This window comes from Ruegeria sp. F5, from assembly GCF_056533845.1.
In genome coordinates, this window is record NZ_JBQFOU010000008.1 from 79,441 (window position 1) to 93,977 (window position 14,537).

Consider the following 14,537-nt stretch of genomic DNA (forward strand, 5'->3'; position numbering starts at 1 on the left):
CCTCTTTTCAGAACCGAGACTTTGTGTACGCGGCCTCATGCCACTATGTAGGTGACAGGGGGCGGCAAGTCCACAGCCCGGCCTTATGGAAAGGATAGCGCAAATGTATCTGTTCTTGGCATTTTTATTGGTGCCGATCATCGAAATTGCCCTGTTCATTCAGGTCGGCGGCCTGATCGGCCTGTGGCCAACCCTTGCAATTGTCGTTCTGACAGCGGTTTTGGGGACCTTTTTGGTGCGGACACAAGGTCGCATGGCGCTGGGACAACTGCAGCGGTCCTTTGCCGAGCTGGACGACCCGACCGAACCGCTGGCCCATGGCGCAATGATCCTGCTGTCGGGCGCATTGCTGCTGACGCCGGGCTTTTTCACCGATGCCGTTGGTTTTGCCCTGCTTATTCCGGCCGTGCGCATGGGTGTATTCCGCTATCTGAAGTCCAAAGTCACCGTGGCCCAGTGCCAGATGGGGCCGGGGCCGGGCTTTCACAGCCGCGGCGCGGCGCAGGATCAGGGCGATATCATTGATGGCGAATTCACCGAAGTCCGCCCGCGCAGGGACCCGTCGAAACCTTCGAAATGGGTCGAAGGCCCGTGACCTGCATTGAGGTGCCGCGCCCAACTTGCTAAGCAGTGGCGAATTTCATTTTTGGAGTAGATCCATGGCCGAAGAAAACGCCGCAGAAAACACTGCGGCCCAAGCTGCCCCTCAGGTTCAGATGCGTGTTCTGGGACAGTTCATCCGTGACATGTCGTTTGAAAACGTGATGGCGCAAAAGGGTGTGTCGGGCGAAGTGCAGCCCGAAATTCAGGTTCAGGTGAACCTGGATGCCAAGAAGCGCCAGCAGGAGCATCAATTCGAGGTTTCGATCAAGCTGAACCTGAAATCCAAGGCCAAAGGCCTGGAAGACGTGCTGTTCCTGTGCGAGATCGACTATTGCGGCCTGTTCCACGTGGAAGGCGTTGCCGAAGATCAGATGCATCCGTTCCTGCTGATCGAATGCCCGCGCATGCTGTTCCCGTTCCTGCGCCGCATCGTCAGCGACATCACCCGCGATGGCGGCTACCCGCCGGTGAATCTGGACAATATCGATTTTGTGGCTCTGTACCGCAACGAATTGATGCGCCGTCAGGCCGAGCAGGCGCAAAAGACCGACGCCTGAGTGTCTGACCCGCGCCTGACCGGATCAGGCGCGGGTCCACAGGGCATTTTCGCCCAGTTTTTTCACAAACGCCTCATGCGCTGCGCGTTCTTCGTCGGTGATCCGCGACGGCAGTGCCGTTTCACGTGGCATCGGACGCCAGTCATCGCCGCCCCCGCTGCCCGAAGACGCCGAGGCAGACAGCCCGAAATTCGGCTGCCGCCCGCCGATCAGTTCCAGATAGACCTCGGCCAGAATCTCCGAGTCCAACAGCGCCCCGTGCAGCACCCGGTTCGAGTTGTCGATGTTGAACCGGCGACACAGCGCATCCAACGAGGCCGGAGAGCCCGGAAACCGTTTGCGCGCAATCGCCAGCGTATCCAGCGCCTGATCCGTCGGAATGGGCGGCAGGCCCATCCATTTGAGTTCCGCGTTCAGGAATTTCATGTCGAAGGACGCGTTGTGGATCACCAGTTTCGCATCGCCCACGAAATCGCGAAAGCCCTGACCGACTTTGGCAAAGACCGGCTTGTCCTTCAGCGTCACCTCGCCCTTTTCCGCTGGGCGCGGGGTTTCCAGCAGGTCCGGGCCGATGCCGTGCACGCCGAACGCTTCTTCGGGCATCGAGCGTTCGGGGTTGATATAGACATGGTAAGTCTCACCGGTCGCCACGTGGTTCCACAGCTCGACCGCGCCGATCTCGACAATCCGGTCGCCGCTTTCGGGGTCGAACCCGGTGGTTTCGGTATCCAGTACAATCTCACGCATCTGCCAGCCCCGCCCGTATCTGCCTGACCACATCCTGCACCTGCGCGCGGGCGTGGTCCAGCGTATCCGTCACGATCACATAATCCGACCGCGCGCATTTTTCGTCGTTGGGCATCTGTTTGGCACGGATCTGTTCGAACTGCGCCCCGGTCATCGTGCCGCGTTCCATCACCCGGCGCATTTGTTCCGCGGCAGGGATCGAGACACAGGCGACCGCATCCATCGCCACCTCGCCGCCGGTCTCGAACAGCAGGGGGATGTCGAAGACCAGAATATCCGCCCTGGCGGTTTCGCGAAACGCGGCCCGGTCTGCGGCCACCAAAGGGTGCACGATACCTTCGATCACCTGCAGCGCTGCCGGATCGTCGGCAATAATTCTTCTAAGCGCATCGCGGCTGACGGCACCGTCCCGAATGGCCGAAGGGAAAGCCGCGCCCATCGGCGCAAACGCCGCGCCGCCCGGCGCATAGAGCCGATGCACCGCCGCATCCGCATCCCACAACGCACACCCTTCGTCCACAAACATCCGCGCCGTGGTGCTTTTGCCCATGCCGATGGAGCCGGTCAGGCCAAGCGCGAAGCTCATGCCAGGACCGCCGCGCGTAGATCCTCATCCACTTCGGGCCGCACGCCGAACCAGCGTTCAAAACCGGGAATGGCCTGATAGAGCAGCATGCCGAGGCCATCCACGGTGGTGCACCCGGCCTCTTCCGCCTGCTGCAAAAGCCTTGTTTTCACGGGCGTATAGACCAGATCGGTGACAACTGCGCCCGGCTGCAGACCGTCCAGCGGCACCCGCAGGTCCGGCTGGCCCTGCATCCCCAGCGAGGTCGTGTTGACCACCAGTTCCGCGTTTTCGATGACATTGCCCGCCTGCACCCAGTCGATCACAGTGATGCGCTGGCCGAACTCCTCTTTCAGATGATCCGCCCGCGCGCGGGTGCGGTTGGTCAGCAGAATCTCGGGCACGCCGGCATCGGCTAGCGATTGCAGCACCGCCCGCGCGGCCCCACCCGCGCCGAACACCACGGCAGGCCCATCCTGCGCGTTCCAGTCAGGCGCACCGCTGCGCAGGTTTTCCATGAAGCCATAACCGTCGGTATTGTCGGCATGGATCGAGCCATCCTCGCGAAACACCAGCGTGTTCGCCGCCCCAATGACGGTCGCCCGGTCCGACACATGATCTGCGATGCGCAACGCCGCCTCTTTATGCGGAACGGTTACGTTGGTGCCGACAAACCCGGCCTTGGGCAGGGTACGCAGGACGGTTTCCAGATCGGCGGGGGCAACATCCATCGGAACATAATGCCCCGGCAGCCCATAGGTTTTCAGCCAGTGCCCGTGCAGCTTGGGCGACCGCGAATGCCCGATGGGATGCCCGATCACCCCGGCCAGAGGAACCCGGTAGTCCGTCATTGATCGATCACCCCTTTGACAGCCAGATAGTTGAGCAGTTCCAACAGGGGCATACCCAAAACGTTAAAGTAATCGCCGTCAATGGTCGCAAACAGCCGCACGCCTTCCTCCTCGAGTTTATACGCCCCCACCGCATGGCGAATACTGTCCCAGTTCCGCGCTACGTAATCGCGCAGATACGCATCCGAGCTGGCGCGCATCCGCAACCGCACCTGCCCGACATGCCGCCAGATCGGCTCACCGTCCTGATAGATCACCGCCGCCGACAGCAGCATATGCCGCTTACCCCGCATCGTCTTGAGCTGCGCCAGCGCCTGTTCCGGCGTTTCCGGCTTGGACAGCAGACGGCCTTCGAAATCCAGCACCTGATCACAGCCCAGAACCATCGCACCCGGCACCTTGTCGCTGATCTTGCGGGCCTTCATTTCCGCCAGAGCATCGGCAACATCCCGCGGTGGCGCGCCTTCGGCCTGCAGGTCGGCCTTTACCGCCTCTTCATCGACGCGCGCGACCTGAACGGAATACGGCACGCCCGCGTTTTCCAGCAACTGCGCGCGGATCGATGACCCCGAGGCCAGGATGATGGGGACAGACATGTGGACAACCCCGTGTGCAAATCATTGAGTGTTCCTGAACGGTTTGTATGGTTTTCCGGTTGACACGCAACCCCGGGATTTTCGCGCAAAACTTCCCCGAGTCGCCCGAACTCTGTCCATCCGGGACAAGGATAAGTTGCCCAGCCAGGATAACCGGGATTTCCGCAGATACCCCGTGAGTTATCCCCAAAACGAGATGGAAAATTGTAAGATAAGCGTATGAAATTAAATGATTTTCCAGAAAACCAACAGAATCGCCAGAAAATCCGGGAATTCTGTCCACTTGGGGAAAAGTGACGGGTAAAAAAATTATCCACGGAAATCCTGCACCCTACAAAACCATCATCCTTTTTCTTTTCTTATTTTTTTATTAGGGAGGGTTCCGAACAACACCCCGAGGCCGGAATGACCGATCTTCTTTTCTCGCTATACCCTTGGGTGAAGGCCTTTCACATCATGGCCGTAATCTCGTGGATGGCCGGTCTGTTCTATTTGCCCAGGCTGTTCGTCTATCACGTGGAACAGGCGCAAATGGTCGAAGGCGCTCAGACTATCTTCTTTGAAATGGAGGAGAAGTTACTGCGGGTGATCATGCGCCCGGCAATGATCGTCGCCTGGGTCTGCGGGCTGATTATGGTGTTCACGCCAGGCATCGTTGCCTGGGACTGGGCCTGGCCCTGGGTGAAGGGGGCTGCGGTCATCGGCATGACCTGGTTCCATCACTGGCTGATGGCCCGGCGCAAGGATTTCCTTGAGGGGCGAAACAAGCTCACTGGGCGGCAGTATCGCATGATGAATGAGGTTCCGACCGTTTTGATGGTTATCATCGTTCTGGCGGTCGTTCTGAAGTTCTGAGGGCTTGTTTGACTCCGCAGGCGGTCGCGCTTATGTAGGGATCAACACGCCCGTCCGGGCGGCGTATCTTCCGTACTGAAATTCCACTTCGTGCCGCAGCTAGCGGTGAAGGTATCTATCATGTCCACTGAATCCCTGAATCTGGCCGATCTGAAGGCCAAAAGCCCTAAAGACCTTCTGGCGATGGCCGAAGATCTGGAGATCGAAAACGCCTCGACCATGCGCAAGGGCGAGATGATGTTCCAGATCCTGCGCGAACGCGCGGATGAGGGCTGGACCGTTGGCGGCGATGGGGTGCTCGAGGTGCTGCAGGACGGGTTCGGCTTCCTGCGCTCGCCTGAGGCGAACTATCTGCCCGGTCCCGATGACATCTACGTGTCACCCGACATGATCCGTCTGCACTCGCTGCGGACCGGGGACACCGTCGAAGGTGAGATCAAGGCACCCGATGAGAATGAGCGCTATTTTGCGCTGACCAAGGTCACAAAGATCAACTTTGAAGACCCCGAGAAAGCCAAGCACAAGATCCTGTTCGACAACCTGACGCCTCTGTATCCCGACGAGCGTCTGAAGATGGAAATCGAAGACCCGACCATCAAGGACAAATCCGCCCGTGTGATCGACCTTGTCGCGCCCATCGGGAAAGGTCAGCGGTCGCTGATCGTGGCGCCGCCGCGGACCGGTAAAACCGTGATCCTGCAGAACATCGCCCATTCGATCGAACAGAACCACCCCGAGTGCTATCTGATCGTCCTGCTGATCGACGAACGCCCGGAAGAGGTGACGGATATGCAGCGCTCGGTGAAGGGTGAGGTTGTGTCCTCCACCTTCGACGAACCGGCAACACGCCACGTGGCCGTATCCGAGATGGTGATTGAAAAAGCCAAGCGTTTGGTCGAACACAAACGAGATGTTGTTATTCTTCTAGACTCGATAACAAGACTTGGTAGAGCGTTTAACACCGTCGTGCCATCCTCGGGCAAAGTTCTGACCGGTGGTGTGGACGCAAACGCCCTGCAACGGCCCAAGCGGTTCTTTGGTGCCGCGCGGAATATCGAAGAGGGCGGTTCGCTGACCATTATCGCCACCGCGCTGATCGACACCGGCAGCCGGATGGACGAGGTGATCTTCGAAGAATTCAAAGGCACCGGTAACTCGGAAATCGTGCTGGATCGCAAGATTGCAGACAAGCGCGTGTTCCCGGCCATCGACATCCTCAAGTCCGGCACAAGGAAAGAGGACCTGCTGGTCGACAAGGGCGATCTGGCCAAGACTTTTGTCCTGCGCCGCATCCTCAACCCGATGGGCACGACCGACGCGATCGAGTTCCTGCTGTCGAAGTTGAAACAGACCAAGACAAACGGTGAGTTCTTCGATTCGATGAACACCTGACACAGGTCTTGAACCCAAGCGAGGCCTTCGAATGGATACAATATTCGCCTTGGCCAGCGCGCAGGGCAAAGCTGGCGTTGCTGTTATCCGCCTGTCCGGACCGGATGCGCATGCGGCTGCGGCGGGTCTGACCGGCAGCGCCCTGCCGCCGCGCGGGCTGAACCTGCGCACCCTGCGGGACCGGGACGGATCGCGCCTGGACGACGGGCTGGTCCTGACATTTCAGGCTCCGGCCAGCTTTACGGGGGAAGATGTCGCCGAGCTGCAAATCCACGGCAGCACGGCTTCGGTCAATGCGGTCTTGCGCTGCCTGTCCGAGACCGAGGGCCTGCGGATGGCAGAGCCAGGCGAATTCACCCGGCGGGCGCTGGAAAACGGCAAGATGGACCTGACGCAGGTCGAAGGTCTGGCGGACCTCATCGACGCGGAAACCGAAGCACAACGCAAACAGGCGCAGACCATTCTGGCAGGCGGGTTGGGCACGTTGGCGGAACGGTGGCGGCGCGACCTGATCCGGGCAGCCTCGTTGTTGGAAGCCGTGATCGATTTCGCGGATGAGGATGTGCCCACGGATGTGACACCGGAAGCGCGCATGCTTGTCACCGGAGTGATTGCTGATCTCCAACGCGAGGCAGATGGCGTCAAAATCGCCGAACGGATTCGCACCGGATTCGAAGTCGCGATTGTCGGCCTGCCCAACGCGGGAAAATCCACCTTACTGAACGCGCTCGCCGGGCGCGAAGCTGCGATTACATCAGAATACGCGGGAACCACGCGGGACGTGATCGAAGTGCGGATGGATCTGGCGGGCCTTCCGGTGACCCTTTTGGACACGGCAGGCTTGCGGCAGACCGAGGATTATGTCGAAAATCTGGGGATCGAACTGGCCCGCAAACGCGCAGATCAGGCGGATCTTCGGGTGTTTTTGACCGACGCACCCGACCAGCTGGGTGTTGCGATGCAAGACGGGGACATTCAGGTTTTGCCGAAAGCGGACCTCCGGCCTGAGGCTTCTGGCGGGATTTCCGGAAGGACGGGGCAGGGGATTGACGCTCTGATTTCCCAGATTTCGTATGTCTTGAGTGAGAGATCCACCAGCTATGGTATTGCAACCCGCGAACGCCACCGCATTGCGATCATCAATGCGGCTGATGCACTGCAGGCGGCAATGACGGTTCTGGAATCAGGCCCGGACCTGTATGATATCGCTGCCGAAGAGCTTCGGACAGCTATTCGGGCGCTTGAATCACTGGTCGGTCGCATAGATGTCGAAAACCTGCTGGACGAAATATTCTCCAGTTTTTGCCTGGGTAAGTAAGGAGTGTTTCACGTGAAACATTCAAGATTTGATGTCGTCGTCATCGGAGCTGGCCATGCCGGGACCGAGGCCGCCCATGCCGCGGCCCGCATGGGGGCAACGACGGCTTTGGTCACCTTGTCAGCCAGCGACATTGGCGTCATGTCCTGCAACCCGGCCATAGGTGGCCTGGGCAAAGGGCATCTTGTGCGCGAGATTGATGCGCTGGACGGCGTCATGGGGCGCGTCGCGGACCGGGCGGGAATTCAGTTTCGGTTGCTGAACCGGCGCAAGGGACCTGCCGTTCAGGGGCCAAGAACGCAGGCGGATCGCGCCCTATACCGCGCGGCAATGCAGCAGGAAACTCAAAACCAGCCGAACTTTTCGGTACTTGTCGGTGAAGTTGTTGATTTCCTGATGGAAGGCGACCGTGTCGCCGGGGTAAAACTCGCGGATGGTTCGGAAGTCCCGGCGCGTTCGGTTATCCTGACCTCGGGCACCTTCTTGCGCGGCGTTATTCACATCGGCGATGTATCGCGGCCCGGTGGACGCATGGGCGATCGTCCGTCCGTCAAACTGGCGGAGCGTCTGGATAGCTACAACCTGCCCATGGCGCGTCTGAAAACCGGAACCCCGCCGCGTCTGGATGGGCGCACAATCGACTGGAGTGATCTGGAAAAGCAGCACGGGGACGAAGAACCCACCTTGTTTTCCTTTCTGTCCACCTCGGTCGTGGCGCCACAGATCTCTTGCGGCATTACCCATACCAATGCCCGAACGCATGAGATCATCGAACAGAACCTGTCCAAATCCGCGATGTATGGCGGCCATATCGAAGGGGTGGGCCCGCGATATTGCCCGTCGATCGAGGACAAGATCGTGCGTTTTGCGGACAAGGACTCCCATCAGGTGTTCTTGGAGCCCGAAGGTGTCGATGATCACACGATTTACCCGAACGGCATTTCGACCTCACTGCCGCAAGACGTTCAGCTGGATTATGTCCGGTCTATCAAGGGATTGGAGCAGGCTGACATTCTACAGCCCGGCTATGCCATTGAATATGACTACATTGATCCCAGAGTTTTGACGGCCTCGCTGTCTCTGCCGGATGCCCCGGGGTTATACCTCGCAGGACAGATCAACGGAACCACGGGATATGAGGAGGCTGCGGCGCAGGGTATGGTCGCTGGTCTGAACGCGGCTCTGGCCGTTCAGGGCCGCGATCCCATACATTTCACCCGCGCCGACAGCTATATCGGTGTGATGATCGACGACCTGACGACGCGGGGTGTGGCGGAACCCTATCGGATGTTCACGTCGCGCGCCGAATTCCGCCTGTCCCTGCGCGCGGATAACGCGGATCAGCGTTTGACGCCTGTTGGATTGCAGATTGGTTGCGTCGGCGACACCCGGCGGCGCCATTTTGAGGCAAAAACCGAGCAACTGGATGCAGCAAAGTCCAAGCTGACGGAGCGCACTTATACCCCGAAAGAGGTCCGCGCGGCGGGTATCAATGTTAATCAGGATGGAAATCGGCGGGACGGTATGGCGATCTTGGCGTTTCCGGATGTCTCATTCGAGGATTTGCTACCCCTGATACCGGATCTGGAAGATGTCGAACCCAATATCCGCCTGCAAGTCGAGCGTGACGCCCTTTATGCAAACTACATCGCCCGGCAACAGCGCGATGTTGAGGCGATGAAGCGGGATGAATCCTATGAAATCCCACGAGAATTCAACTATTTCGCGCTGGACGGGCTATCATCTGAAATGAAGCAAAAACTGTCTCAGGCCAAACCCGCCAACATTGCGCAGGCAAGCCGGGTTGAGGGTGTGACGCCGGCCGCCCTGACATTGGTTCTGGCAAAACTGCGGCGGGACCAGAAAGTCCGCAAGGCATGACAGTTGATTATGCCAGTTTTGAGCGGTTGGATGTTTCACGTGAAACATTCGCGCGTCTGGAGATGTATGTTGAGCAGGTCAAGCGCTGGAATCCCCGGATCAACCTGGTATCCCGCAATAGCCTGACCGACATTTGGACCCGGCATATCCTGGATTCCGTGCAGGTCTATCGGTGTGCCGAGGGGTTTGACACTTGGGCTGATCTGGGCAGCGGCGGCGGGTTTCCCGGTATGGTCTGCGCAATCATGGCGGTTGAGGACTCCCCCACATCGCAGTTCACCTTCGTCGAAAGCGATCAGCGTAAATCTGCTTTTCTGCGCACTGTCGCAAGGGAATGCGGCGTCTCCTGCAAGGTGGTATCCCGGCGCATCGAAGCTGTTGAACCCCTGACTGCGGATATCCTGAGCGCCCGTGCTCTGGCAGATTTACCTACGCTATTGTCCTTTTGTGACAGACATTTAAGCAAGACCGGCACCGCGTTGTTGCCGAAAGGCGCAAGCTGGAAAAAAGAACTGGCAGAGGCGCGCAAGGAATGGAATTTCCAAGCCGAGCCGATTACAAGTTTAACTGAACCTCAAGCCGTAATCCTTAAGATTAAAGGAGTATCACGTGGTTGATCTGTCTCGCCCCACCGGGCCCCGGATTATTGCGGTCGCCAATCAAAAGGGCGGAGTCGGAAAAACCACAACGGCGATCAATCTGGCAGCAGGGCTGGCCGAAGCCGGCTGTAAAGTCCTGGTGGTGGATCTGGATCCGCAGGGCAACGCATCGACAGGGCTGGGGGTCGAGGATCGGGATTGGACGACCTACGACCTGATCCTGGACGACGCGCCGCTGGAGGCGGTGGTGCAGGAGACCGAGATTGGCGGATTGTTTGTCGTTCCCGCCACTGTCGACCTGAGTTCAGCGGATATCGAGTTGATTTCCAATGAAAAACGCAGCTATCTGCTGCATGATGCGTTGCGCCAGACAGCGATTGACCAGTTTGATCTGGATTTTGTGCTGATCGACTGCCCGCCATCGCTGAATCTGCTGACCGTCAATGCAATGGTGGCTGCGCATTCCGTGCTTGTTCCGCTGCAAAGCGAGTTCTTTGCGCTGGAAGGTCTGTCGCAACTGATGCTGACGATCCGCGAGGTGCGCCAGACAGCGAATCCGGACCTGAGAATCGAAGGTGTTGTGTTGACCATGTATGACAACCGCAACAACTTGTCCCGTCAGGTCGAAAAGGATGCACGTGACAATCTGGGTGAGATGGTATTTAAAACCAAGATACCCAGAAATGTGCGGGTCAGCGAGGCGCCGTCTTATGCGCTGCCGGTCTTGCAGTATGACTCGGGGTCTTTGGGGGCGATGGCCTATCGGCACCTGGCCCGCGAGGTCATGCACAAAAACAATAAAGCCGCCGCATAAGTGGCACTAAGGAGAGTCACGTGAACTCCAAAAAAACAAAACCAAGAGGGCTGGGGCGCGGGTTGTCGGCGCTGATGGCCGATGTTACGCAGGACGTTGCAGAGCGATCCCCGACCGAGCCCCGGCGGCCCGATCTGAAGGTCCCGATCGAGAAGTTGCGCGCAAACCCGAACCAGCCGCGCCGGACATTTCTGCCCGAGCAGCTTGATGAACTGGCCGCATCGGTTAAGGAAAAAGGCATCATCCAGCCTCTGATCGTGCGCGAAATTGGCGGTGGGGACTATGAGATCGTTGCTGGCGAACGCCGCTGGCGGGCCGCGCAGATGGCGCAGCTGCACGATATTCCAGTGATTGTGCGGGATTTCGACGATACCGAAGTTCTTGAAGTCGCCATCATCGAAAATATCCAGCGCGCAGATCTGAACGCGGTGGAAGAGGCGGCGGGCTACAAGCAATTGATGGACCGTTTCGGCCACACACAGGAAAAACTGGCCGAGGCGCTGGGGAAAAGCCGCAGCCATATCGCGAATTTGCTGCGCCTGTTGTCCCTGCCGTTGGATGTGCAGGCGCTGGTCATCGAAGGGAAACTGTCCGCAGGCCATGCGCGGGCGTTGATTACTGCAGAGAACCCGTCAGACCTGGCAAAACTCATCGTCAAGGACGGGTTGTCGGTGCGCGCGACTGAAGCGCTGGTCAAAAAGCAACAGCAGGGCGACACCCCGCAGGCGGCCCCGCGATCCAGAAACCTAGATGCAGGTAAGGACGCGGATACGCGGGCGTTGGAAAAGGACCTTTCGGCGATTTTGGCGATGAAAGTGTCGATCAATCACAAGCCGGGATCCGAGACCGGGCAGGTGATCCTGACCTATGAAAACCTCGATCAGCTGGACGATCTGTGTGCCAAGCTCAGCCGTTAGGGCGGGTCCAGATAAACACCATGACCCCGCCCAGCACGATGGCCTGAATGATCAGCACGTGCGAGGGCAGGGCAAGCGCCAGAGACAAGGCAAAGACAGCGGCGACCGACAGGGTGGCCGCTTTTTTGGCTGCGGGCCGGATGGCTCCCGAGCTTTGCCAGTCGAGGATCATCGGCCCGAAGGTGCGGTGACTGACAAGCCAGTTGTGCAGGCGGGATGAGGACCGGGCGAAGAAGAACGCAGCCAGCAGCAGAAACGGGACGGTCGGCAGCAGGGGCAGAACCACGCCAATCATCGCAAGCGCGACGCAGAGCAATCCCAGAGTGGCCCAGACATAGTGCATGCTCTATCCCAACAGCTCCCGGATCACGGCGTTCAGGACCGCTCGCCCGTCCTTGGTTGCAAACAGTCGGTTGCCTTGCTGCGCGGTCATGCCGATCTCGGTCAGGTGGTCGATCTTGGGCTGCGGTAGCACCGTGCCTGAGAGTGCACCGTATCGATCAACATCTAGTCCTTCGCTTACTCTCATCCCCATCATAAGGTATTCACTTGCCTGATCTGAAGCGGACAACGCGCTGCGTTGCTTCTCGCCTGAACCGCCAAGGGCTGCCGTCAGCCATTTTTGCGGGGACAGATAAGTTTCAGTTGCAACTTTCTGACCCTTCACCGTAATCCGCCCGTGGGCGCCGGGCCCGATCCCGACATAGTCGCCGTAGCGCCAATAGATCAGGTTGTGCTGCGATTCCGCACCGGGGCGGGCGTGGTTCGAAATCTCGTAGGCGGGCAATCCATGCGCCTCGCAGATCTCTTGCGTGGCCAGATACATATCGGCGGCGTGGTCATCCTCGGGCAGGCCGCGCAGTTTGCCCACGGCATAGCGGTCGCCAAAGGCGGTGCCTTCTTCGATGGTCAGCTGATAGAGCGACAGGTGATCGACCGCCATCGACAGCGCCTCGGTCAGTTCCGCGCGCCATGCGTCCAGGGTTTGGTGCTGGCGGGCATAGATCAGGTCGAAACTGCCGCGCTCAAAGCAGGTGCGGGCAATGTCGAACGCGGCGCGGGCCTCGGCCACGGTGTGAATGCGGCCCAGACGGCGCAGGTCTTCGTCATTCAGCGCCTGAACACCCATGGAAATCCGGTTCACACCCGCGTCGCGATAGGCGGCGAAGCGTCCAGCCTCGACCGAGCCGGGATTGGCCTCGAGCGTGATTTCCATGTCATTGGCGGGATACCAAAGCGCGCGGGCCTCGTCGATCACCGCAGCCACGGTGTCAGGGTCCATAAGCGATGGCGTGCCGCCGCCAAAGAAGATCGTGTTCAGAACCCGGTCGGGCGTTTCGGTTGCCGAGCGGCGCAGTTCGGTAAGGTAAGCGGCAAGCCATTGTTTTTGATCAATATTACGCGACACATGGCTGTTGAAGTCGCAATAGGGGCACTTGGCCTCGCAAAAGGGCCAGTGCACGTACAGGCCAAAGCCCCCGTTGCGCCAATCATCCGCCAAAGCAGCCTTTCACGAACATCTCCACCGCGCGGCCGCGATGGCTGATCTTGTTCTTTTCCCAGCGATCCATCTGCGCAAAGGTAATGTCGTGACCGTCGGGGACAAACATCGGGTCATAGCCGAACCCGTCCTTGCCCCGGATCGGCCAGGTCAGATGGCCGGGGGCGATGCCTTCGAACACTTCGTCATGGCCATCGGGCCAGGCCAGAACCAGCGTGCAGCGGAACTGGGCCCTGCGCGGGTGGGCCGCCTCTTTCGCCTCAAGCTCATTATGCGCGCGGGTCATCGCCATCAGGAAATCGCGGCCATTGCCGGTTTCGGCCCAATCGGCGGTATAAACGCCGGGCGCGCCGTCCAGCGCGTCGATGGTTATGCCGGAATCGTCCGACAGGGCGGGCAGGCCGGTGGCTTGTGCGGCGGCATGGGCCTTGATCCGGGCATTGCCGACAAAGGTATCCTCGGTCTCTTCCGGTTCCGGCAGGTTCATCTCACCCGCGCCCACAACGCTCACGCCGAAGGGTTCGAGCAGATGTGCCATCTCCTCAAGCTTGCCTGTGTTGTGGGTGGCGACCAGCAGCCGGTCACCGGTGAATTTGCGGGTCATGCGGTGGCGGCCTTTTGCGCGGCGGCCAGTTCGCCGATGCCCTTTTCGGCCAGATCCATCAGTTGATCCATCTGGGCACGGCTGAACACGGAGCCCTCGGCTGACATCTGCACTTCGATCAGCTTGCCGGAACCGGTCATGATGAAATTGCCGTCGACCCCGGCCTCGCTGTCCTCGGGATAGTCCAGATCCAGCACCGGTTGGCCCGCGTAAATGCCACAGGACACGGCGGCAACAGGATCGACCAGCGGGTCAGAGATCACGTCGCCCGCTTTCATTAGCTTGTTCACCGCCAGACGCAGCGCCACCCAACCGCCGGTGATCGAGGCGCAGCGGGTGCCGCCATCGGCCTGGATCACGTCACAGTCGACGGTGATCTGGCGCTCACCCAGGGCGACCCGGTCGACCCCGGCGCGCAGGGCGCGGCCGATCAGGCGCTGGATTTCCACGGTGCGGCCGCCTTGCTTGCCCGAAGCAGCCTCGCGCCGCATCCGCGTATTCGTGGCGCGGGGCAGCATACCGTATTCGGCCGTGACCCAGCCTAGCCCGGACCCTTTGATGAAGGGCGGCACGCGATCTTCGATCGTGGCGGTGCACAGCACATGGGTGTCGCCCATCTTGATCAGGCAAGAGCCTTCGGCATGTTTGGTGAATCCCGTCTCGATTGAAACGGCGCGCATTTCGTTTAGATCACGTCCAGAGGGTCGCATGGAAATTCCTTTATCTGCTGGCTTGGG

At 59.6% G+C, this 14,537-nt stretch carries 17 protein-coding genes; 9 read left to right on the plus strand and 8 right to left on the minus strand.

What is annotated here, in order from left to right; all coding sequences use genetic code 11:
- Window positions 1–103 precede the first annotated feature (103 nt).
- Both ACR0K1_RS13845 and secB read left to right on the plus strand, forming a co-directional pair.
- A complete protein-coding gene (locus ACR0K1_RS13845; RefSeq protein ID WP_480611849.1) occupies window positions 104–595 on the plus strand; it encodes an FxsA family protein in 492 nt (163 codons plus the stop codon).
- 64 nt (window positions 596–659) lie between these two features.
- Entirely contained in the window at window positions 660–1,160 is a 501-nt protein-coding gene (gene secB, locus ACR0K1_RS13850) for a protein-export chaperone SecB (protein ID WP_480611850.1), read from the plus strand.
- A gap of 24 nt (window positions 1,161–1,184) precedes the next feature.
- On the opposite strand, the gene dnaQ is transcribed toward secB, so the two are convergent.
- From dnaQ to ACR0K1_RS13870, 4 genes are read right to left on the minus strand one after another with little or no spacing between them, the layout of a single operon-like run.
- A complete protein-coding gene (gene dnaQ / locus ACR0K1_RS13855; RefSeq protein ID WP_480611851.1) occupies window positions 1,185–1,907 on the minus strand; it encodes a DNA polymerase III subunit epsilon in 723 nt (240 codons plus the stop codon).
- Window positions 1,900–2,493, minus strand: coding sequence for a dephospho-CoA kinase (gene coaE, locus ACR0K1_RS13860; protein WP_480851085.1), 594 nt, complete (start codon window positions 2,491–2,493; stop codon window positions 1,900–1,902). Before coaE ends, dnaQ begins: the two co-directional genes overlap by 8 nt.
- Entirely contained in the window at window positions 2,490–3,323 is an 834-nt protein-coding gene (locus ACR0K1_RS13865; RefSeq protein WP_480851086.1) for a shikimate dehydrogenase, read from the minus strand. Before ACR0K1_RS13865 ends, coaE begins: the two co-directional genes overlap by 4 nt.
- A complete protein-coding gene (locus ACR0K1_RS13870) occupies window positions 3,320–3,919 on the minus strand; it encodes a Maf family protein (protein ID WP_480851087.1) in 600 nt (199 codons plus the stop codon). The genes ACR0K1_RS13865 and ACR0K1_RS13870 overlap by 4 nt, the downstream gene beginning before the upstream one ends.
- A gap of 405 nt (window positions 3,920–4,324) precedes the next feature.
- Here ACR0K1_RS13870 and hemJ point away from each other — a divergent pair, with 405 nt between their 5' ends.
- From hemJ to ACR0K1_RS13905, 7 genes are all read left to right on the plus strand, one after another.
- A complete protein-coding gene (gene hemJ / locus ACR0K1_RS13875) occupies window positions 4,325–4,774 on the plus strand; it encodes a protoporphyrinogen oxidase HemJ (RefSeq protein WP_480851088.1) in 450 nt (149 codons plus the stop codon).
- A gap of 120 nt (window positions 4,775–4,894) precedes the next feature.
- On the plus strand, window positions 4,895–6,166 hold the full coding sequence (gene rho, locus ACR0K1_RS13880; protein ID WP_480611856.1) for a transcription termination factor Rho: 1,272 nt from the start codon (window positions 4,895–4,897) through the stop codon (window positions 6,164–6,166).
- 31 nt (window positions 6,167–6,197) lie between these two features.
- Window positions 6,198–7,484: a tRNA uridine-5-carboxymethylaminomethyl(34) synthesis GTPase MnmE gene (gene mnmE, locus ACR0K1_RS13885; protein WP_480611857.1), complete on the plus strand. Its 1,287-nt coding sequence runs from the start codon at window positions 6,198–6,200 to the stop codon at window positions 7,482–7,484.
- 12 nt (window positions 7,485–7,496) lie between these two features.
- The gene (gene mnmG, locus ACR0K1_RS13890; RefSeq protein WP_480851089.1) at window positions 7,497–9,365 is read left to right on the plus strand and encodes a tRNA uridine-5-carboxymethylaminomethyl(34) synthesis enzyme MnmG; all 1,869 of its coding nucleotides are present in this window, start codon (window positions 7,497–7,499) and stop codon (window positions 9,363–9,365) included.
- A complete protein-coding gene (gene rsmG, locus ACR0K1_RS13895) occupies window positions 9,362–9,982 on the plus strand; it encodes a 16S rRNA (guanine(527)-N(7))-methyltransferase RsmG (RefSeq protein ID WP_480851090.1) in 621 nt (206 codons plus the stop codon). Before mnmG ends, rsmG begins: the two co-directional genes overlap by 4 nt.
- Entirely contained in the window at window positions 9,975–10,778 is an 804-nt protein-coding gene (locus tag ACR0K1_RS13900; protein WP_480611860.1) for a ParA family protein, read from the plus strand. The genes rsmG and ACR0K1_RS13900 overlap by 8 nt, the downstream gene beginning before the upstream one ends.
- A gap of 20 nt (window positions 10,779–10,798) precedes the next feature.
- Window positions 10,799–11,695, plus strand: coding sequence for a ParB/RepB/Spo0J family partition protein (locus ACR0K1_RS13905; protein ID WP_480611861.1), 897 nt, complete (start codon window positions 10,799–10,801; stop codon window positions 11,693–11,695).
- On the opposite strand, the gene ACR0K1_RS13910 is transcribed toward ACR0K1_RS13905, so the two are convergent.
- The 4 genes from ACR0K1_RS13910 to rph are packed head-to-tail and all read right to left on the minus strand — an operon-like array spanning window position 11,685 to window position 14,510.
- Window positions 11,685–12,038, minus strand: a complete 354-nt coding sequence (locus ACR0K1_RS13910) for a YbaN family protein (protein WP_480611862.1) — start codon at window positions 12,036–12,038, stop codon at window positions 11,685–11,687. The two genes, ACR0K1_RS13905 and ACR0K1_RS13910, sit on opposite strands and share 11 nt — an antisense overlap.
- A 3-nt stretch (window positions 12,039–12,041) precedes the next feature.
- On the minus strand, window positions 12,042–13,196 hold the full coding sequence (gene hemW / locus ACR0K1_RS13915; protein WP_480851091.1) for a radical SAM family heme chaperone HemW: 1,155 nt from the start codon (window positions 13,194–13,196) through the stop codon (window positions 12,042–12,044).
- Window positions 13,186–13,800 carry an RdgB/HAM1 family non-canonical purine NTP pyrophosphatase gene (gene rdgB / locus ACR0K1_RS13920; protein WP_480611864.1) on the minus strand — a complete coding sequence of 205 codons (615 nt, stop codon included), beginning with the start codon at window positions 13,798–13,800 and terminating at the stop codon, window positions 13,186–13,188. The genes hemW and rdgB overlap by 11 nt, the downstream gene beginning before the upstream one ends.
- A complete protein-coding gene (rph, locus tag ACR0K1_RS13925) occupies window positions 13,797–14,510 on the minus strand; it encodes a ribonuclease PH (protein ID WP_480611865.1) in 714 nt (237 codons plus the stop codon). Before rph ends, rdgB begins: the two co-directional genes overlap by 4 nt.
- Between the last annotated feature and the right edge of the window lie 27 nt (window positions 14,511–14,537).